Below are 19,217 nucleotides of genomic sequence, written 5' to 3'. Positions count from 1 at the left end.
AATGAAATTTACTGAAAGTGAAAAACTTCAGAAATTATCTGATGAATACATTTTGGGTGGCGTTAACTCTCCATCGCGTTCTTATAAAGCAGTAGGTGGTGGCGCACCTGTAATGATGCGTTCAGGTAAAGGCGCTTATTTATACGATGTGGATGGTAATAAATATATAGATTATTTACAAGCATATGGCCCTATCATCACTGGTCATGCACATCCACATATTACAGAAGCAATACAAGAACAAGCAGCGTTAGGTATACTATATGGCACGCCAACTGAATTAGAAATAGAATTTGCAAAAAAATTGCGCGATGCTATTCCTTCCTTAGAAAAAATTAGATTCGTCAATTCTGGTACTGAAGCCGTTATGACGACAATTCGTGTAGCACGTGCTTATACAAAACGCAATAAAATAGTTAAATTTGCTGGTCAATATCATGGACACTCTGATCTTGTTTTAGTTGCAGCTGGTAGTGGCCCATCACAATTGGGTTCGCCAGATTCAGCAGGTGTACCATTGAGTGTGGCTCAAGAGGTCATTACCGTTCCATACAATGATATAGATGCTTATAAAGAAGCAATCGATTATTGGGGAGATGAAATTGCCGCTGTTTTAGTTGAACCTATCGTTGGTAATTTTGGTATGGTTGAGCCAAAACAAGGCTTTTTGGAACAAGTTAACGAAATTACACACAATAATGGAAGTCTTGTTATTTACGATGAAGTCATTACTGCTTTCCGTTTCCATTATGGTGGCGCTCAAGATTTATATAAAGTTTACCCTGATTTAACTGCTTTCGGTAAAATTATTGGCGGCGGACTCCCAATTGGTGGTTATGGTGGCAAACAAGAGATAATGGAACAAGTAGCACCATTAGGTCCGGCATACCAAGCTGGAACAATGGCTGGTAATCCCCTTTCAATGAAAGGCGGTATTGCATTATTGGAAGTATTAGAACAAGACGGTGTTTATGAACAATTAGATGCACTAGGTAAACGATTAGAAGATGGTTTACTTTCTTTAATTAACAAACACAATATAACAGCAACAGTCAATAGAGTATACGGGGCACTTACGCTATATTTCACAAATGAAACGGTTGTTCATTATGACCAAGCAGAAAATTCAGATGGAGAAGCTTTCGCTAAATTCTTTAAACTAATGTTAAATCAAGGTATAAACTTAGCACCTTCTAAATTTGAAGCTTGGTTCTTAACTACTGAACATACAGAAGAAGATATCGATTCTACGTTAAAAGCTGTCGATTATGCTTTTAGTCAAATGAAATAAACTTGAAATTTACTGCTAATAATTGTATAACAAGTATAAACACAATTATTATTAATATATTAAGGAGCGGTACTTTTGAAATTAGGAGCCCGTATTCTCAAGACAGGTATAGCCATTATACTTGCTTTGTTTATCGCTTCTCTACTACCTAATGAAGCTGGTTTGAAAGCAATTGCTGGGGTCAGTGCGGTTGTTGCAATGCAGCCTAGCGTATTTCGATCAATTAAAACTGTTTCTGACCAAGCAATAGGTAATGTTTTTGGTGCATTACTTGCTGTAGCAATGGTTACGGTATTTGGAGATAATGTTGTAATTATGGGTGTAACCGTAATATTATTAATTGCTGTACTTTTCCGCTTTAATTTAGCACATGTTGCTACCTTAGCTAGTGTGACAGCATTAATTATTATGGGACAACACACAGGAGATTTTTATGTTTCTGCATTTTATCGTTTTGCGCTCGTTATGATTGGTGTAATCAGTTCTTCAATCGTAAACCTAGTATTCTTACCACCAAAATTCGAATCAAAAATTTATTACAACTCTTTAAATATTTGTTCCGATATTTTTGTTTGGTTCAAATTAGTCTTAAATGATACATCTGAGTACCATCATATTAAAGAAGATAGAGGCGTAATTAGTGGTAGAATTAAAAAACTAGAACAAACATTTGTTTATTATGAAGAAGAACGACCTTTAACTAAAAAACAAACGTATGCCCAAAACAGGAAAAAAATACTTTTTAAAGAAGTGGTTAGAAGTACGCGTCATGCCTATGACGTGCTGAAAAAAATGAATCGCTACCAAAACGATTTACACAATTTGAATCATGAATTGCTATTACAGATTAAATTAGAAATTGATACGTTGATTGCATATCATGAACAAATATTTATTAGCCTTTCTAAAAAAGCAAAGTATGACGTGGGCCAATTTGAAAATCAAATTGAAAATCCACAAAAGAAAGAACTAATGGATGCCTTCCAAAAGGAACTTATTAGAAATCCTTATCAAACGATGTATTCATACGCAAATGTCATGCAAATCATTTCAGCTATTGAAGAATATCGTTACACATTAGAACATTTAGACAGATTACGTATTAGTTTCTTCTCATACCATAACAATGACAATGAAATTGATATTTTAGACGAAGATTTTGATTTATAACTAATTATCGCATAGCGCAGCTAACATAAGCTGTACTATGCGATTTTTTTATCAAGCGTCATTCCACAATGATATGCCGTGTATAAAACACCTTATTATCTAGTTAACAAAGATAAAACGAACGATTTTTGTGTATAAAAAAGCGAGACAAATATCAAAACTGATTCAGTTTGATTAGTTTGCCTCGCTTTTTTTAATTTTTATAAACATCATTAACATAATTAAATATAACTTATAGATTTAATTGTTCACATATTAATTGATTATTTTGAGTAACGAATATTTATAAATTTTGAATACTATATAAGTGTTCGTAAGCACCTTTTTTAGCTAATAAAGCTTCATGGGAACCAACCTCTACAATTTCACCATTTTCAACTACCACTATTTTATCTGCATGTGTGATCGTCGACAATCTATGTGCAACAATTAATGTTGTTCTATTTTCACTCAATACTGTCAATGCATCTTGAATGATAGATTCACTTTCTAAATCTAATGCACTTGTTGCTTCATCTAGGATAATGATTGGAGGATTATTCAAGAAGATACGCGCAATGGATACACGTTGTTTTTGTCCTCCTGACAATTTAACGCCTCTCTCCCCGACTTCAGTATCGTAACCCTCAGAAAGTTCCATAATAAAATCATGTGCGTTAGCCATTTTCGCTGCTTTAATAACCTCTTCATCCGTAGCATTTGGTCTACCCAATAAGATATTTTCCTTAATTGTATCTGAGAATAAGATATTATCTTGCTGTACTAATCCAATTTGATTTCTCAAACTGCCAGTTAAATAAGATTTAATGTTCGTACCATCTATCTTAATTTCTCCGCCTGAAACATCATAAAATCTCGGAATAAGATTAATTAATGTCGATTTACCACCGCCACTCATGCCAACGAATGCAACTGTTTCACCTTTATTAATCTTCAAATTAATATTATTTAATATAGTTGCTTCTTCTGAATTATATTTAAAGCTCACATCGTTTATCTCGATATCGCCTTCTTTAATTTCAAGCGGAAGTGCGCCTTTTTTATTTTTAATATCATAACCTTCATCCATCAATTGAAAAACACGATCCATGGATGCGAAACTTTGCGTTAATGTAGTAAATGATGACACTAATCTACGTAATGGACCAAATAATTGTTCTAAATATCCTACAAACGCAGCTAAAGTACCAACCGTGATAGATCCATTAATAGCTAAGAAAGCGCCCGAACCAATAACAATTAATGGGCCAACATCTGTCACAGTATTAATTGCTGAAAATGAATACGCATTCCAACGCGTATGATTAAACGCTCTCTGCAAGAAATTTTGGTTATGTTTATCAAAATTTTGTGCTTCATTATCTTCAATTGCAAAGCTTTTAATTACTGACATACCTTGAACACGTTCATGTAAGAATCCTTGAACTTCAGCCAACGCCTGTGATCTTTTTCTGGTTAAATTTCTTAAACGCCCAAAGAAGAAATATACAGTCAATATATACACAGGGAAAATAACTAATGCTGCTAACGTCAGTTTTACATTTAAATAAAACATAATCGTCAATGCAATAACTATCGTTATACAATCTAGCCATATATTCATTAGACCAGTTAATATAAAATCTTTTGTTTGCTCTACGTCATTAATCACTCTTGAAATAACTTGCCCTGCTTGATTATTAGCATAGAAACGTGCGCTTAATGCTTGTAAATGATTATATAATCTTTTCCGTATATCATATAAAATTTTGTTACTTGTCCATTGCGCCAAATATTGTCTTAAAAATTCAATTGGTGGTCTCACAATTACAAAGATGAATACTGCAATGCCCAATGCAATACCTAATCTAGTGAATTTTTCCTCCGCTGTAATCGCTCCATTATTTATGATATCGTCAATAACATACTTTATTAATAATGGAATTAACATTGGAATACCGAATTTTAAAATTCCGACAAGAATTGTAGCAATGATTCGCCATTTATATGGTTTTACAAATTGTAAATATCTTCGAATCATAAATTTATTTCCTCCCCACACTTACTCGCAAATGAAACAGCCTGCGCTGAATTTCAACGAGGCTGCTATAAACGGACGATCTTTAATTGTTTATGTTCATTTGCCATACCATTTTTCAAATAAAAGATTTTGGTTGCTATTAATTACACGCATACCACTATATAGGATAATTTAATTAAAAACATTAAATGTGCTTAATAATTTCTAATTTTTTTATATCGTTCACGCCAAACTTTTATAAAATCAGGAGCAAATGGACCTTTTTTCTGTTCAATCCATTGTTGTAAGATATCTACATTGCGCCTTAAAATGACATCAATATCTGAAGAATAATTCATCTGTCTCATATGTTGTTCATATTCATCTTCATCTAATAAATGATACTTACCATTTGGATATACTTTAATATCTAAGTCATAGTCAATATATTTTAACGCTTCATCATCACACACAAATGGTGAAGATAAATTGCAATAATAATAGACGCCATCTTCTCTAAACATACATATCACATTAAACCAAAATTCTGAATGGAAATATACAATTGCTGGCTCACGCGTAATCCAAGTACGACTATCACTCTCTGTGACAAGCGTATGATCATTTCCACCTATTACAACATGTTCCGTACCTTTTAATATAGTAGTTTCAGACCAAACACGATGAATATTCCCATCATGTTTATAACTTTGTATTTTTATTGTCTGACCTTCTTTAGGTATGGATTCTTTTACCATGCTCCACACCACCTTTTCTTAATTTCACATTATAAATTATAACATAACTAAGTAGACTACACCGAGTCTATCAATGCGATAATAAAAATTTATATATTTTTGTCATGCTCACTGGAAAATTATAATCTTCTTTTTCATCTAAATTCATCCACTTCATATTGTTAGGTAAACTTATTTCATCTTTGTTATTAATTACCTGATCTGCTAAATAAACTTCAATGTCCCAAGTTAAATGTGTAAATTGATGTTTCAATTTATAAGCTGGTTGTTCTGAAAATTGGATATTTGTATTTAAAATTGAATTAATTTGATGTTCCGCTTCCGCTTCATACATCGGAAATTCCCACATATTATTCAATAATTTTTGCATACGTTTTTCAATTAATACTTCATTATCTTGCGTTTTAATGATGTAAACATGTTGCTTAATATGTTTCTTTTTAACTTTAGCGGTTTTCACAGGTAATGTTTCAACTGTACCGTTTAAAAATGCTTCGCAATGCTCTTGTACGGGACAAAACATGCACAGCGTATTTTTCGGTGTACAAACTAATGCGCCTAATTCCATCATAGCTTGATTAAATGTACCAGCGTCACTTTCGACATAAGACTGTAACTCTTTTTCAAATGCCTTTCTAGTAGATTGTAATTTAATATCTCGTGTATCATTATTTAGCCTCGACCAAACTCTAAATACATTGCCATCTACCGTTGCTAGAGGTAAATCAAATGCGATACTCATTACAGCAGCTTGAGTATATGGCCCTACACCTTTCAATTTCCCGAACGTTTCTGGATGATTCGGTACTTCTCCATCAAAGTTATGATGTACATCTTGAATGGCAGTATGAAAATTTCTAGCACGACTATAATAACCGAGCCCCTCCCAATATTTAAGCACTTCATCCTCCTGTGCATTACTTAAATCTGCAATAGTAGGAAATCGATCAATAAATTTATGATAATAGTCTATTACCGTTTTAACTTGTGTTTGTTGGAGCATAACTTCACTTAACCAAATATAATATGGATTTGAAGTTTCTCGCCATGGCATCTCTCTCTGATTTTTATTAAACCAGTCAACTAGATTTTTTTTGAATTTTGGTTCATTAAGCATAAAGCACATCACTTTCTATTTTCTAAAATTTTTCTATATGATATATAGTGTGTTATTTTTAATATTGGACGTATTAGATTATAATGAATATATTATAGACATGAAATGAGTGAATACTTATGGATACAGGAACACATATTGTCATGGGTATCGGACTCACAGCATTAGCGACCCAAGACCCTGCCATGGCGGGATCTTTTGCAGCCACTGCTACAACTTTAGTAGTTGGTTCATTAATTCCGGATGGTGACACCATTTTTAAATTAAAAGATAATGCTACTTATATATCAAATCATAGAGGCATCACACATTCAATCCCTTTTACAATTTTATGGCCTTTGTTCATTACATTATTAATATTTACATTCTTTAAAAATGTAGATACGACCCATGTCTGGTTATGGGCGCAACTTGCCGTATTTCTTCATGTATTTGTGGATATATTTAATTCTTATGGTACACAAGCACTTAGACCCATTACAAATAAATGGATTCAACTCAGTGTTATTAATACATTTGATCCAATCATATTTGTATTATGGTGTATAGGTATATTACTGTGGATCGTTGGCGTACATCCATATCTCGCATTTTTCCCAATCGTTGGCATACTTGTTGTATATTATATTATTCGCTTTAGAATGCAAGCGATTATAAAACAACAAGCATTGCGACAAATTAAACAAGAACACAATCCTGTAAAAGTATTTGTTGCACCAACAATAAGGTTTATGCAATGGCGCGTCGCAGTACAAACGGAAATGCACGATTATGTTGGTCGTAGCTATGGAAGAAACATCGTATTTAGTGACAAATCGAAACGTCAATCATTCCCAAGTGATGATTTAATGCAATATGTAAAAGACGATAAAAATATTAAAACATTTCTTAATTTCTCGTCAATATATCGTTGGCAATCACGCAAATTAAATGATAATACCACAGAAATTAGATTAATCGATTTACGTTATCTAAAAAATGGTCATTACTCATTTGTTGCAATTGCACATTTAGATGAAGATATGGTTATCGATCATTCTTATATTGGTTGGGTTTTCAGTGAAGATAAATTACAGCGTAAATTATTTGCTAAATAAAGTAATTAAAAACTGGAGGTACGCGTTATTATTAACGTGAACCTCCAGTTTTTTATCTTTTAAGTAACTAACATTATTTATTTTCATCTGCTTTATCTTCTAGATTTTCAGAAGTTTCGTTCTCTGCTTGTTGCTTATATGAATCAACATATGAATATTTTTTATGCGCAATACTTCTATATAATGCATAAATAATGACACACACTATTGCTAAAAATAATAGGAAGTATATATGCTGTGGTATATTATTTAGACTCAGCGTTCCTAATACAACCGACTGTGAAATCCCTTCAATTAAATAATATAAGGGATTGAGCATTAAAATATGCGACACTAATGTCGTATTTGTATTAGGTATGAAAATAATTGGAACAATGAAAAACATGACTGCACTTACAATATAATAAATTATATTGATTTTGTTACTCACAATCGCTATTAAACCTAATACTGTAGAAATAACTACAATGAATACTAATGACATAGCAACAAAGAATAATGTAGATAGCACCGAACTTTCAATATTTACGGGTGTAGCTAAAATAATCATTATAAGTGAAATGAACATCACCAAACTAAACAATAGCGCTATGATAATATTTTGAAAAATTGGATTGATATTAAATAATTTTCCAGTAAAGTAATCATGTTTAAATGTGTTAAAACTTTGATATATCGCAATCCAAATATATGCAAAACTCATCACCGCTGCTAATCTAAAAAAGCCCCGTGCTTGTTTAATTTCTTCCGTACCATTCATTTTAAATATCAACATCATTATTAAGAGTACTACCATACTTACTATAAAGGGTATTACTAACCACATCCATTGCGATTTCAAACGATGGTACGCATGTTTAATGAGATGTGGTGTATTTATAAAATAGTTAATCATACTATCAATCATTTTTCACACCTACAATTCGATATAAATCCATTTATTATTTTTCATATCTGCCATAAAATACCCATCATCCGATTTTGTTATCCAAAAATTAGTTTCAATATTAAATTTTTCTTTTAGTTTTTGTTTATCTTTTATAGTAATCGTAAAACCAACTAATTTATTTTGATCATTAAATAACATCGATATCGGTTGTTGAACGATGGGTACAACAAAACGGTCATCTTTACCACTTTCAGGTACGAGCGAATCGGTCACCGTGCTATGTTTTTTATGCAAATGGCTATTAAAGAACTCATTATAGTTACTATAATTTTTATGCATATAGGGCGCTAATGCACTTGCACTATGTTCTTCAAACAAGCTTGCTGGATCAAAATAGCGTAACTTGTTCTTTGCAACTTTATAGTTATTGTTATCAATTTCAATACGATAATTTTTTGTGTTTTCACCTGTTATCGTAACAAAAGCATATTTATCTGCTTTTATCTTTTTACCATTCGACATATTTTCTAAACTTATCGCATCTTTTAAAACAATGCCATATGCTAATTTTTCTTCATATGGATTTTTTTGCTGGTTTTGTATTGTCGTTTGATCATCATTTTTGCCTATTTCAAGCTTGCCTAAATCATTAAACATTAATAATGCCATGATGACCATACCTAATAAGAACACAATAAACAATGTCCAAAAACGGACAAGTGCTACTGGTGGCTTAGCATGATTATAGCGTTCAATACGTTTGAAATTATAGGTTAACTCAGGGATTCTTGTTCTGCTTTTTTTCCAATCAACATCAAAATTAGATTTTTCTTCTTCACTCGTCAGTGATAGCCGATCTTTTTCATGTTCTCTAAAAGCAGGTAATACTTGGTTAAGCGATCCATCCATTCTAAGCTGACCATGTGAAATCCACGCAATATAATTACTCGTTCGTGAAATTCGTTCTATATTGTCATCGATAAGTATTATGGTCAAATTTTCATTTATGTATTCGTTCGTTAGTTCAATCGCTTTTTCAAAGTAACTTTCATCTAAATAACTCAGTATTTGGTTCATTACAATAATACTGGATTTTGATGTTCTCGCTAATGTGAATTGCAATCTCGCATAGGCTTCATCCGTCAAACTTTTAATAGGTGTATTTGTATCTTCTTGAAGATGGGCAAACTTAATAATCTGTTCTACTTTATGATCAGATGTTTTATAAGGAAATAACGTGGTTACATTTTTCACATAATCTATCACCGTCGTAGATTGAAGCAATTTATCTTCGATATCTGCAAAAAATATATCTTTCTTTCTAACAACTTTACCCTTATCTGGTTTAATTTCACCACTTAATAAACGCCCTATCAAAGATTTAGAGGAGTCGCCTTCACCAATAATACCTAGTGCTTCCCCCTGATAGATATGTAGATTAATATTATTCAATTCAATATCTTCTGCATCATATCCAAATGGTAAATACCATTTTTTAGATTTTTTATTTCTATAATAATGAGTTACATTGAGTAACTTTAATATAATTGAACTACCCATCTATCGTCATCCTTCTATAATTTTAATAATGCAATTGGTAAACCTTCTTCAGGTTCTGCACTTTTTATTCTAAAGCCCCAAGCAAAAACACCTTTTAATCTTTCAACTTTAAAATAATTCTCAGTCCCGTCATTTAGCTTATAAATTCTACCGATTTCTATTTTTGTTCTATCTACCAAATAGCTCTCTGCAATGATGACCTTACTTTGATAAACATCATATTCATTAAATATGCCATTCATCTCTGCTTTCCTCATTTTTTCTTTGTAGCCTTGAATTTCGTGACGTAACTCAACCTCACTCATTTCACTCAATTTCTTCTGTTCCATCTACAATACCACTCTCTTCCAGTTTAGCTTTAATTTTATCATATTTATAGCCTTTTCTCATAAGACCTTCTATTGTTTTATTAATTAATTTTCTACCTGAAAATTTTCTTGAATATTTATTATAAACCTTCTCTAGTTCTTGTTGTAACAAACCGTCTAATTCTGCTTCAGGTTGTGAGAAGTCCATTTCATCCATCACTACTTTTATTATTTCAAAGCTATAACCTTTTTGCATCAAAGCTTGCGATAGTTTTTCTTTCCTTTTAACTGTAGGACCTTTTTTTTGTCTTAATATTTTATTTGCAACTTTAATAATATCTTCCATTGGTTGTTCGTTCTCATAACGCTCAGCATATACATCAATAATTGTTTGTTCAACACCAGCATCTCTCAATTTTTGTCTGAAAATACCTGGCCCCTTATCTGTAGTAAGTATCATAGTGTTTTTTAAACTATTAGCGTAGTCTTCATGATCGATTAGTCTTTGCTCATGACAATAGTCAATGACACTTGCTATAACAGATTCGGAAATTTCTTTCTTTTGTAAATGTTGTATCACTTCATGATCTGTTCTTTTTCTATATGATAAAAATTGAATTGCTACATTCACTGCTTGTCTATATTGGTCATACTTTTGGATTTTTTCCATGTCAGCAGCATCAACGATTTGACCTTTTTTTAAATTGAAATGTACATAAGTATCCATATCGATACCCATTTCAAATTCCTCATCTAAATATAAATTAAAACGCTCTTTATTTTTCTTTTGTACTTCTATTTTTGTAATTTTAGGCATTATCCTCACTCCACCTCTAAGGATAACGCATATTGTTTGGTAATGGAATCATAGTGACTAGCTTAATTAAAATGCTTAAAGATTTATTAATCTAAAAAGTGTGAGGATACAAAATCAATCACTCTTTTTGATTTCGTACCCTCACACTTAGTTATTTTATTTTTTTAAATCTCTCTTATAAATACCATTAAAAATTAAGCGCTATTTTGATATTAAACACCTAGTTCTTGAATTGCATTCTCGTATTGACTATTTGAAATATATCCTTGCTGCTTCATTTTTTCTAAATCTGTTTTAACACGGTTAGTAAAATTATCTGACATGTCATTGATATTATATACACTTGGGGCATTTATCTTGCTTGCTAATATAGCACTTTGTAATACCGATATTTGTGGTAAATTTGGATTGTTTTTATCAGTCGTTACCCCAAAATAGTGATTAGCAGCAGATTCAATCGTGTATTGGTCACTCCCATAATAGATGTTATTCATATAAAAACTTAAAATTTCATTTTTATCATATTCTTTCTCTACTCTATGTGCCACGAACAACTCTTTAATTTTTCTAGTAATTGACTGTTCATTATCATAGTAATAGTTTTTAACTACTTGTTGGGTAATGGTACTTCCACCTTGGACACTTTTGTCACTCAATGTTGAAAATAATGCACGTGAAGTTCCTTTCACATCAAAACCATGGTGTTTATAAAAGCGTTCATCTTCCATAGCAATGAAAGCACCTTTTGTATAATCTCGCATATCTGATGCATAAACAAAAGATTCTTTTTCTGTTATATTCTTCAACTCATCTGTATTAGCTCTAAGTGATAATGCATACATGACGCCGATGATTATTCCAATAATAATTAAGATGGGAATGAGTAGTTTTAAAATGATACCTTTACCTTTTTTCTTTTTCTGCGGTTTATTCACAGGTTTAAAATACGTATTATGATGTAATTGATTTGAGTCATTTGAGTCGTTTGGTTTGTTGTACGTTTTATAACGATCACTTCTTTTCATGCGGTAGCTCCTTTATGTTGCTCTCATATCATTATAAGTGAGTGTATCAATAGTTTAAATGTTTATCTATAGCTAAATGCAAAAATCGGTCCAAGGGTGTATGAATGTATCCACATGAAGTTTTACAACAATGCGTTTTTGGTTATTATGTTCAACTTAGACAACAAAAAAACTGGAAAACGACAGGTATTTTATACTACCTATCGCTTCCAGTTATGAACTAACTCACGAAAAACTATTTTAATTACTTACCTATACATATTAATCGTTTAATTGATTTACAATTTCTCTATTAAAATCATCTAAATCATCTGGTGTACGGCTTGTAACGATATTTTTATCTACTACAACTGATTCATCAACAACTTGTGCGCCAGCGTTTGCTAAGTCTTTACGCACATTTAATACTGCAGTTAAAGTACGTCCATTTAAATCATCTGTATCAATTAAAATTTGAGGTCCGTGACAAATTGCGAATGCTGGTACATCATTTTTAGTAAAGTATTTCGCAAAAGTGCCATATCTGCCTTCAGCATCGCCACGTAAGTGGTCAGGAGAAAAGCCACCAGGAATTAATAAACCATCAAAGTCTTCAGGTTTTGCGTCAGCAATACTAACGTCTACCGCAACTTTTGTGCCATGTTTACCTACGACTTCACTATTCGCTTGATCACCTATAACAACTGTTTCATGTCCCGCTTCTTCAATCGCTTCTTTAGGACTAGTTAATTCAATATCTTCAAATTCATTTGTTAAAATGATTGCTACTTTTTTAGCCATTAATAATCACCTTTCTCTATTTATGTTCTACGTTATATATAGACTAAAACTTGAAAGTTTAAACATCGGCCTAAGATAGCATTCAATTAACTTATTTATCTTCTGATGATTTTGAAACAGTTTTAACTTTTTCTTCAAGTTGATCGAGCAAACCAATCCACTCATCTATATCTTCTACGCGCACTTCGTCCGGATTTACGTGATCGATATCATCAATAAATTTTTCTAATCTTGCTCTAATTTGATCAATTGTTTGATTTTCATTCATTTTAAAAATGACTCCTTTTTATAAGATAGTATAATCCTAACATGGATTTGACAAAATTTGGTATAGTCTTAATAATATTAAGGTGAAATATTAGATGTGAGACACATACGATTATTCATAAATTTGTATACACCGTTCCCTATACAAATAAAGTTTAGTATATACTCATAGCAGATAAAAGTTAAAAAAGGGAGTTTTAATTATGTTGAATTTGTATGCATCAAATGTTAAGAAACCAATTTCAATTCATAACGACCCGTGGGAAGCATACAATGATATGCAAGAACACGATCGTTTGACGTTAAGTAATATCGAATTTACGACGACGAATTTATGTAATATGCGTTGTAGTCATTGCGCTGTCGGTTATACATTGCAAACCACAGACCCAGACCCGTTACCTATGGATTTAATTTATCGCCGTTTAGATGAAATTCCAGACCTTAAAACCATGTCTATCACAGGTGGCGAACCTATGTTTTCAAAAAAATCCATAAGAAATGTTGTAAAACCCTTGTTAAAATATGCACATAGCCGTGGTATCTATGTTCAAATGAATTCTAATTTAACTTTACCATTAGATCGTTATTTAGATATTGCTGAATATATTGATGTCATGCATATTTCACATAATTGGGGAACAATTGATGAGTTTACAGATGTAGGATTTGGTGCCATGGACAAGCAACCTCCATTAAAAGCAAAACTGAGACTGTATGAACAAATGTTATCTAATTCCAGTACCTTATCTCAACAAGGTATGTTTATTTCTGCCGAAACGATGTTAAATCAAAGCACTGTACCCCATCTTGAAAAAATACATAATGAGATTGTCCATGATATGAAATGTCAAAGACATGAAATTCATCCCATGTACCCTGCTGATTTTGCTAGCCAACTAGAAGTGCTTTCTCTTAAAGAGATGAAAACAGCAATCCATCATATTTTAGATATTCGTGATCCAAATTTATGGATGCTATTTGGTACATTACCTATTTATCCATGTATCAAAGATGAAAATGATCAAGCCTTATTGCAAAGACTGAGAGATACACCGAATGTAACGATGAGAAATGACCCTGATGGACGCAATAGATTGAATGTGAATGTTTTTACAGGTAACGTCATAGTTACTGACTTTGGTGATGAAAATGGTACTATTTCTAACATTAAACATGATAAATTACCAGACGTATTTAACCATTGGCTTGCGACACCTTTAGCTCAATCACTTAATTGTCATTGTTCCGAATTTAGTTGTCTTGGACCCAATGTACTTGTTAAAAACATGTACTACCCTAATACGGATTTTAAAAAGAATGAGAAAATCATGCATCGTTGAAATGCAACGTATAACTAAAAAAGCGAAAGTTGTTATTTAATCTAAAGTGATTAACTGTACAACTTTCGCTTTATTTTATTCTATATTTTGTACATTGGATAAAAATTCTATCGTTTCTTTACTTTCTTGTCTGCGCTCTTTCCTACGTTTTACCCTAGCAAGTGCTGTGTCATGAAACCATTTTTCTGTTTGTGTTTCTGGATATACTTGTGGGACTTCTTGTGGTTTCCCATTTTCATCTAAAGCAACAAATGTTAAAAAGCTAAGTGCCGCTAAATGACGTTCGCTCTTAACAACATCTTCAATAATGATTTGTACACAAACTTCCATCGAAGACTTACCAGCATACGAAACCATTGCTTCGTAAGAAATGATATCCCCTGTTTTAATAGGTTTTAAAAAGTCGACTGAATCTGTTGACGCAGTTACCACTTGTGAATTGCTATGCTTCGTCGCCGTAATAGCAGAAATCTCATCTACATTGGCCATCAATATACCACCAAACATCGTGTGAAGATGGTTCGTATCTTGTGGGAATATTTGTCTTTCTTTTATACTTCTAGATTCCGACATTGATTTGCTTGCTACATTTCCCATAATTTTAGCTCCCTTTTCAATTCTCAATGACATAAACTAAGGAGTGAGTCCGAAATCAGCATAATATAGATTTCATATCCTCACTCCCAATTTAAATAACATCAGACTTTATCATTTTTTGTAAATGTATTTAATATGATTTAACACCTATGCTTACTTTAATCGCTTATTAGCACTTATTTGATTTATAAAATAAAAAATGTTTCCATTACATTATTTCGACCAATTACCATTTTCAAATACAAGTTCTTTTTCATCATCTTGTGTTATTCCATAAATAGTTAGATCAGGGCTTCCAATCATAAAGTCTACATGAATTAATGAGTCATTCAACCCATGCGCTAATTTTTCTTCCGTAGTCATTTCTGTGCCACCTTCAACATTAAATCCATAAGCTGAACCTAATGCAATATGACAAGATGCATTTTCATCAAATAATGTATTGTAAAAAATAGTGTTACGATTTGAAATTGGCGAATCATCAGGTACAAGTGCGACTTCTCCTAATCTTCTTGCACCTTCATCGGTATTTAGTAAATCTCTTAATACATCTTCGCCTTGATCAGCTTTAAAATCAACAACCTCACCATCTTTGAACGTTAATGTGAAGCCGTCAATGATATTACCATTATGACTAAGTGGCAACTTATTTGTGACATGACCATTTACATTTAAGCGATGTGGTGCGGTAAATACTTCTTCAGTTGGGATATTAGCAACAAAAGCTTGGCCTTCACTCGTATAACTCGTAGCATCTTCCCAAATATGTCCTTCCGGTAGTCCAATAACTAAATCCGTACCTTCTGAAATGTAGTGCAGTGCTTTATAATTTTTATCTTGTAATTTACGCGCGTGAATACTTAAATTTTCTACATGGTTTTTCCAATTTTCAACTGGATCATTACCATCTACACGCACGATGTCTAATACTTCATCAATAAATTTACTATATGCTTCTGTTTCAGTCAGGTCAGGATATACGCGTTGTGCCCATGCTTTTGAAGGGAATGCTGCCACACACCAAGGGAATTGATTCTTTTGACTTGCTTCCATATAACCTTTATAAGCAGTAGAATATTGTCTTTGATATGTCGATAACTTTTCACTATCAATACCATTCAATAGATCTGGATCTTGTGTAATGAGTGCTAAGTTGGCTGCACCACGTTTCACATAGTCCATACGTTTTTCAACTTCATATGATTTCACAGCGTCTTTCTCAAAAAATTCAACAGATTCATATTCAAATTTTAAACGCGATAACTTGTCATCGCTATATTCTACTTTAACGTCGGAAGCGCCACGTTTATATGCCGCTTCAACTATGTAATGTGTTAGTTCTAATGCATCGACGCTAGAGCGAATAAATACTGGTTGATCCTTTTGAACATTCATGCCCACACCAACTAATAGTTCGGCATATTGTTGAAGTTTATCTTGTAATTCTGTCATATGGTAACTCCCCCTATTTACGAATTTGACCAAGTGCATCAGCGATTGCCGATGCTTCACTCGGTGTAAATGATGCTTTTGATGTTACATATTCATGAATTTCACGAATTTCTTGTTCATCTGCTGATTTATAATTATCTGGATCAATCAAACTTTGATTCACAAGATTTAATCTATCTCTTATTTCTTCTATCATTTGTTCTATACTTTTTGCCACAAAATTCACCTCTTTTTCAATTTATTTTATCAAATTTACCTATCTTGTAAAACTTTTATGGCAATTACCCTTTTGAAATGATTAAAAAAGCTTTAAAATGGGAAAGAGGAGTATATAAATTTGGAGGTACACAAATGATTACAGTAGCATTCGTATGTTTAGGAAATATTTGTCGTTCACCTATGGCAGAAGCAATCATGCGACAAAAATTACTTGATAGAAATATAAATGATATAAAGGTTACCTCTAGAGGCACAGGGCAATGGAACTTAGGTGAGCCACCTCATGAAGGTACACAAGCCATTCTATCTGAACATGACATACCTTTTGATGGTATGATTAGTGAACTGTTTGAATCAAACGATGACTTTGATTACATTATTGCAATGGATCAAAGTAACGTTGATAATATCAAACAAATTAATCCTAATATTAAAGGTCAATTGTTTAAACTATTAGAGTTTAGCGATATGACTGAAACAGACGTTCCAGATCCTTATTATACAAATAATTTCGAAGGCGTCTATAAAATGGTACAATCATCTTGTGATAATTTAATCAATTTTATAATTAAAGATGCAAATTTAAGAGAGGAGTAACACATCATGCAAAACAAACTCATTCCAGGAATTTTATTAGGTGCCGTAATTGGAGGCGCAGCAACATTAGCTGATAAATCAACACGTCAATCTTTAAAACAATCTATTAAAGACAGAAAAGAAGGTACGCGTTCTCAAAAACCTTCTGCAATCAATAACATTAAAGACGAAGTGTTATATTGGAAAGACGTTGTAGAAGAAATCAGACGTAACAATCCAGAATTAGAACGTTCAATCAAAGATGCAAAAAATACTTTTGTAGAGCGTAAGAATAATCGTTTAAACGGCTAATTCTACTTATTTTTGTATTTCAAATATAAGCTTCAATAAATGATTTAAGAGCCTGGGATGTATGACATATCTCAGGCTCAATCATTATGTTAACTTTGCTTTGTAATATCAATTTTGTGTTTATATACGAATTTACAAACGGTTGCATGCATTTATATCATTGTCTTAATATTATGTAGCTTTAATTATTATGATGCATTACCGTATTTTCACATTAATAACACTTCATTATTTACTTAGGTTTTAACATTCATTTGATACTTACGCATACACATATGCATTATGCTATTTTTTATTAATCTAATTATCTATTTTTCCGAAAGAAAATAGCATCACATATTTACCTAAACTACATTTTAAAGTATATTAAAATGTATATTGAAAAATATCAATACATAAGGAGATTAGATATGTCTAAAAAAGATAAAACAACTTCTAACTTTTTGAATGAGGCAAAAAGTGTAGAAGAAAATGACAAACAGTCTAATGAAACAAACGGTCAACAAATCAAACGCGACCGCACTTACATCACACCTGATGAATTTAAATCTAAGTCACCTAAGAAAGATAACCAAGCATTCTTTGTTTCACGTATCAATAAACCAGCAAAATATACTAAAGATTCAAATTTTTTCTCATATCTTGTATATAGAATTGGTAAAGATGACGCATCAGGACTGTCAGCACAGTTATCTTATTATTTCATGCTTTCATTGTTCCCAATGCTACTATTCTTACTCTCTATCGTACCAGTTGTTGGTGTGAAACAGTCGACGATAAGAGATTTAATAAAAGCTCATGTGCCATCTGATTATGCACCTCAAGTTTCAGGTATAATTGGTGATATTATGGAGAATGCGAGCGGTGGATTACTATCTATCGGGTTAATCGCAGCATTATGGTCCGCATCTAACGGAATGACTGCGCTAATGAATGCCTTTAATGTTGCTTATGACGTTGAAGATAGCCGAAATTTTGTAGTTGCTAAACTTTATAGTGTATTATTCACGCTTGCCATGATTATCGTTATGCCAGTTGCACTCGTGTTACCTACATTTGGGCAACAAATTGGTGATCTGCTATTCGGCCCGCTAGGCCTTGGAGATCAAGTAAAATGGCTGTTTGATACAATACGTTTTGTATTACCTGTAATTGTTGTTCTTATAGCATTCATGGTGTTATACACATTAGCTCCTAATGTTAAAATTAAATTATTGTCTGTTATTCCAGGCGCTATATTTGCAACAATCGTCTTCTTAGGTGGGTCATATTTATTTGGAATTTATATTTCAAACTTTGCTAATTATTCTAAAACATATGGTAGTATTGCCGGTATTATCATCTTAATGTTATGGTTATACATCACAGGTTTCATCATCATCATTGGTGCTGAAATCAACGCCATCTTCCATCAACGTAAAGTGGTATCTGGTAAAACACCTGAAGAACAAACCTTGGACGATATCGAACATAATAGAAATACATCTATTGCAGATAATCAAGATTCTGAAAATGAAAATACTGATATTACATCATCAAACAAAGCAGTTAATGATGTAGATACATCGAAAAATAACGGATAATATTAACTAATCCCCCTCAAACAAATGAGATGTCATTGTTTGAGGGGGATTTTAATA

General features: G+C 32.3%; 20 protein-coding genes. 7 read left to right on the top strand and 13 right to left on the bottom strand.

All coding sequences use genetic code 11. The features are described from left to right. Window position 1: 1 nt before the first annotated feature. The gene (locus ACM6UH_RS05780; RefSeq protein WP_002482866.1) at window positions 2-1,291 is read left to right on the top strand and encodes a glutamate-1-semialdehyde 2,1-aminomutase; all 1,290 of its coding nucleotides are present in this window, start codon (window positions 2-4) and stop codon (window positions 1,289-1,291) included. Window positions 1,292-1,366: 75 nt separating this feature from the next. After that, the gene (locus ACM6UH_RS05775) at window positions 1,367-2,461 is read left to right on the top strand and encodes an FUSC family protein (protein ID WP_011302795.1); all 1,095 of its coding nucleotides are present in this window, start codon (window positions 1,367-1,369) and stop codon (window positions 2,459-2,461) included. A 283-nt stretch (window positions 2,462-2,744) separates the two neighbouring features. Here ACM6UH_RS05775 and ACM6UH_RS05770 read toward each other — a convergent pair whose 3' ends face one another. The 3 genes from ACM6UH_RS05770 to mutY form a co-directional block, all read right to left on the bottom strand. Further along, a complete protein-coding gene (locus ACM6UH_RS05770; protein WP_011302794.1) occupies window positions 2,745-4,481 on the bottom strand; it encodes an ABC transporter ATP-binding protein in 1,737 nt (578 codons plus the stop codon). A 194-nt stretch (window positions 4,482-4,675) separates the two neighbouring features. After that, window positions 4,676-5,218: a nucleoside tri-diphosphate phosphatase gene (gene ntdP / locus ACM6UH_RS05765; protein WP_002482863.1), complete on the bottom strand. Its 543-nt coding sequence runs from the start codon at window positions 5,216-5,218 to the stop codon at window positions 4,676-4,678. Between the two features lie 70 nt (window positions 5,219-5,288). After that, window positions 5,289-6,335 carry an A/G-specific adenine glycosylase gene (gene mutY / locus ACM6UH_RS05760; RefSeq protein WP_011302793.1) on the bottom strand — a complete coding sequence of 349 codons (1,047 nt, stop codon included), beginning with the start codon at window positions 6,333-6,335 and terminating at the stop codon, window positions 5,289-5,291. A 119-nt stretch (window positions 6,336-6,454) separates the two neighbouring features. Here mutY and ACM6UH_RS05755 point away from each other — a divergent pair, with 119 nt between their 5' ends. Beyond that, on the top strand, window positions 6,455-7,432 hold the full coding sequence (locus ACM6UH_RS05755; protein ID WP_047504973.1) for a metal-dependent hydrolase: 978 nt from the start codon (window positions 6,455-6,457) through the stop codon (window positions 7,430-7,432). A gap of 73 nt (window positions 7,433-7,505) precedes the next feature. Here the strand turns inward: ACM6UH_RS05755 and ACM6UH_RS05750 are convergent, their stop codons facing one another. The 7 genes from ACM6UH_RS05750 to ACM6UH_RS05720 form a co-directional block, all read right to left on the bottom strand. Continuing rightward, window positions 7,506-8,339: a sugar ABC transporter permease gene (locus ACM6UH_RS05750; RefSeq protein ID WP_047504970.1), complete on the bottom strand. Its 834-nt coding sequence runs from the start codon at window positions 8,337-8,339 to the stop codon at window positions 7,506-7,508. Between the two features lie 9 nt (window positions 8,340-8,348). Next, window positions 8,349-9,881, bottom strand: a complete 1,533-nt coding sequence (locus ACM6UH_RS05745) for an ATP-binding cassette domain-containing protein (protein ID WP_047504967.1) — start codon at window positions 9,879-9,881, stop codon at window positions 8,349-8,351. 14 nt (window positions 9,882-9,895) lie between these two features. Beyond that, window positions 9,896-10,210: a YfhH family protein gene (locus ACM6UH_RS05740; protein WP_011302789.1), complete on the bottom strand. Its 315-nt coding sequence runs from the start codon at window positions 10,208-10,210 to the stop codon at window positions 9,896-9,898. Then, window positions 10,188-11,006: a recombination regulator RecX gene (gene recX, locus ACM6UH_RS05735; protein WP_002482857.1), complete on the bottom strand. Its 819-nt coding sequence runs from the start codon at window positions 11,004-11,006 to the stop codon at window positions 10,188-10,190. Before recX ends, ACM6UH_RS05740 begins: the two co-directional genes overlap by 23 nt. A gap of 212 nt (window positions 11,007-11,218) precedes the next feature. After that, window positions 11,219-12,031, bottom strand: coding sequence for a monofunctional peptidoglycan glycosyltransferase SgtB (gene sgtB, locus ACM6UH_RS05730; RefSeq protein WP_047504965.1), 813 nt, complete (start codon window positions 12,029-12,031; stop codon window positions 11,219-11,221). Window positions 12,032-12,292: 261 nt separating this feature from the next. After that, entirely contained in the window at window positions 12,293-12,811 is a 519-nt protein-coding gene (locus tag ACM6UH_RS05725; protein ID WP_011302786.1) for a type 1 glutamine amidotransferase domain-containing protein, read from the bottom strand. A 91-nt stretch (window positions 12,812-12,902) separates the two neighbouring features. After that, the gene (locus ACM6UH_RS05720) at window positions 12,903-13,079 is read right to left on the bottom strand and encodes an SE1561 family protein (RefSeq protein ID WP_002482854.1); all 177 of its coding nucleotides are present in this window, start codon (window positions 13,077-13,079) and stop codon (window positions 12,903-12,905) included. 202 nt (window positions 13,080-13,281) lie between these two features. Here ACM6UH_RS05720 and yfkAB point away from each other — a divergent pair, with 202 nt between their 5' ends. Next, the gene (gene yfkAB, locus ACM6UH_RS05715) at window positions 13,282-14,421 is read left to right on the top strand and encodes a radical SAM/CxCxxxxC motif protein YfkAB (RefSeq protein WP_002482853.1); all 1,140 of its coding nucleotides are present in this window, start codon (window positions 13,282-13,284) and stop codon (window positions 14,419-14,421) included. Between the two features lie 75 nt (window positions 14,422-14,496). On the opposite strand, the gene ACM6UH_RS05710 is transcribed toward yfkAB, so the two are convergent. The 3 genes from ACM6UH_RS05710 to ACM6UH_RS05700 all read right to left on the bottom strand — a co-directional run bounded on the left by ACM6UH_RS05710 (window position 14,497) and on the right by ACM6UH_RS05700 (window position 16,687). After that, window positions 14,497-15,018: an acyl-CoA thioesterase gene (locus tag ACM6UH_RS05710; RefSeq protein ID WP_011302785.1), complete on the bottom strand. Its 522-nt coding sequence runs from the start codon at window positions 15,016-15,018 to the stop codon at window positions 14,497-14,499. Between the two features lie 213 nt (window positions 15,019-15,231). Then, entirely contained in the window at window positions 15,232-16,470 is a 1,239-nt protein-coding gene (locus tag ACM6UH_RS05705) for an aminopeptidase (RefSeq protein ID WP_011302784.1), read from the bottom strand. Between the two features lie 13 nt (window positions 16,471-16,483). Further along, on the bottom strand, window positions 16,484-16,687 hold the full coding sequence (locus ACM6UH_RS05700) for a DUF1128 family protein (protein ID WP_002482850.1): 204 nt from the start codon (window positions 16,685-16,687) through the stop codon (window positions 16,484-16,486). A 134-nt stretch (window positions 16,688-16,821) separates the two neighbouring features. Here ACM6UH_RS05700 and ACM6UH_RS05695 point away from each other — a divergent pair, with 134 nt between their 5' ends. From ACM6UH_RS05695 to ACM6UH_RS05685, 3 genes are all read left to right on the top strand, one after another. After that, window positions 16,822-17,286 (top strand): low molecular weight protein-tyrosine-phosphatase, encoded by a 465-nt coding sequence (locus tag ACM6UH_RS05695; RefSeq protein WP_011302783.1) that lies wholly within the window; start codon window positions 16,822-16,824, stop codon window positions 17,284-17,286. Window positions 17,287-17,292: 6 nt separating this feature from the next. Continuing rightward, entirely contained in the window at window positions 17,293-17,577 is a 285-nt protein-coding gene (locus tag ACM6UH_RS05690; RefSeq protein WP_002482848.1) for a hypothetical protein, read from the top strand. Window positions 17,578-17,987: 410 nt separating this feature from the next. Then, on the top strand, window positions 17,988-19,160 hold the full coding sequence (locus ACM6UH_RS05685; RefSeq protein ID WP_047504960.1) for a YihY/virulence factor BrkB family protein: 1,173 nt from the start codon (window positions 17,988-17,990) through the stop codon (window positions 19,158-19,160). Window positions 19,161-19,217 lie beyond the last annotated feature (57 nt).

Origin of the sequence: Staphylococcus sp. LKG4-2 (assembly GCF_050955665.1) — a bacterium.
In the GTDB taxonomy this organism is placed as follows: Bacteria; Bacillota; Bacilli; order Staphylococcales; family Staphylococcaceae; genus Staphylococcus; species Staphylococcus saprophyticus.
This window is presented reverse-complemented; position numbering and strand designations above follow the sequence as displayed.

What these genes read in the sequence shown, in the direction of transcription:
- ACM6UH_RS05780 (WP_002482866.1), top strand. Translation starts at nt 2, where the DNA reads ATGAAATTTACTGAAAGTGAAAAACTTCAGAAATTATCTGATGAATAC.
- ACM6UH_RS05770 (WP_011302794.1), bottom strand. Translation starts at nt 4,481, where the DNA reads ATGATTCGAAGATATTTACAATTTGTAAAACCATATAAATGGCGAATC.
- ntdP (WP_002482863.1), bottom strand. Translation starts at nt 5,218, where the DNA reads ATGGTAAAAGAATCCATACCTAAAGAAGGTCAGACAATAAAAATACAA.
- mutY (WP_011302793.1), bottom strand. Translation starts at nt 6,335, where the DNA reads ATGCTTAATGAACCAAAATTCAAAAAAAATCTAGTTGACTGGTTTAAT.
- ACM6UH_RS05755 (WP_047504973.1), top strand. Translation starts at nt 6,455, where the DNA reads ATGGATACAGGAACACATATTGTCATGGGTATCGGACTCACAGCATTA.
- ACM6UH_RS05750 (WP_047504970.1), bottom strand. Translation starts at nt 8,339, where the DNA reads ATGATTGATAGTATGATTAACTATTTTATAAATACACCACATCTCATT.
- ACM6UH_RS05745 (WP_047504967.1), bottom strand. Translation starts at nt 9,881, where the DNA reads ATGGGTAGTTCAATTATATTAAAGTTACTCAATGTAACTCATTATTAT.
- ACM6UH_RS05740 (WP_011302789.1), bottom strand. Translation starts at nt 10,210, where the DNA reads ATGGAACAGAAGAAATTGAGTGAAATGAGTGAGGTTGAGTTACGTCAC.
- recX (WP_002482857.1), bottom strand. Translation starts at nt 11,006, where the DNA reads ATGCCTAAAATTACAAAAATAGAAGTACAAAAGAAAAATAAAGAGCGT.
- sgtB (WP_047504965.1), bottom strand. Translation starts at nt 12,031, where the DNA reads ATGAAAAGAAGTGATCGTTATAAAACGTACAACAAACCAAACGACTCA.
- ACM6UH_RS05725 (WP_011302786.1), bottom strand. Translation starts at nt 12,811, where the DNA reads ATGGCTAAAAAAGTAGCAATCATTTTAACAAATGAATTTGAAGATATT.
- ACM6UH_RS05720 (WP_002482854.1), bottom strand. Translation starts at nt 13,079, where the DNA reads ATGAATGAAAATCAAACAATTGATCAAATTAGAGCAAGATTAGAAAAA.
- yfkAB (WP_002482853.1), top strand. Translation starts at nt 13,282, where the DNA reads ATGTTGAATTTGTATGCATCAAATGTTAAGAAACCAATTTCAATTCAT.
- ACM6UH_RS05710 (WP_011302785.1), bottom strand. Translation starts at nt 15,018, where the DNA reads ATGGGAAATGTAGCAAGCAAATCAATGTCGGAATCTAGAAGTATAAAA.
- ACM6UH_RS05705 (WP_011302784.1), bottom strand. Translation starts at nt 16,470, where the DNA reads ATGACAGAATTACAAGATAAACTTCAACAATATGCCGAACTATTAGTT.
- ACM6UH_RS05695 (WP_011302783.1), top strand. Translation starts at nt 16,822, where the DNA reads ATGATTACAGTAGCATTCGTATGTTTAGGAAATATTTGTCGTTCACCT.
- ACM6UH_RS05690 (WP_002482848.1), top strand. Translation starts at nt 17,293, where the DNA reads ATGCAAAACAAACTCATTCCAGGAATTTTATTAGGTGCCGTAATTGGA.
- ACM6UH_RS05685 (WP_047504960.1), top strand. Translation starts at nt 17,988, where the DNA reads ATGTCTAAAAAAGATAAAACAACTTCTAACTTTTTGAATGAGGCAAAA.